At 49.4% G+C, this 510-nt stretch carries 1 protein-coding gene; it reads right to left on the bottom strand.

The window, feature by feature from the left end; translation table 11 throughout:
• Positions 1-510 (bottom strand): RecQ family zinc-binding domain-containing protein (locus R7R24_RS30585; protein ID WP_318120699.1); only part of this gene is annotated, 510 nt, incomplete at both ends.

Here is a 510-nt window from a genome sequence, read left to right as displayed (position 1 = left end):
AATGCCGTATGTAGAGATCTTATCGTGGCCATGTTCACGCACGCGGATATTTTGCATACCACGCAGCACCTCAACCACATACGTCATACCAAAGCTTTGGTTAACGCGGTAAACACACGACAACGCTTTTCGCGCTTCTTCTGTCGCATCAAAATGTTTGGGTGGATCGAGGCAGATATCACAGTTACCACAAGGCTTCTCGCGGTACTCACCAAAGTAGTTGAGCAGAACCTGACGACGACAGGTTTGCGCTTCCGCAAAGGCACTCATCGCATTAAGTTTATGGCTTTCTACTTGCTTTTGCGGTCCATCGTCTTTTTCATCCAGCATGCGGCGTAGCCAACTGATGTCTGCGGGGTCGTACAACATCATCGCTTCAGCAGGTAAACCATCTCGCCCTGCTCGTCCCGTTTCTTGGTAGTAGGATTCAATATTGCGCGGAATATCAAAGTGCACCACAAAACGGACGTTCGGCTTGTTAATACCCATACCAAAGGCAACCGTCGCGAC

It is taken from the genome of Vibrio sp. 704, from assembly GCF_033339295.1.
This window is presented reverse-complemented; position numbering and strand designations above follow the sequence as displayed.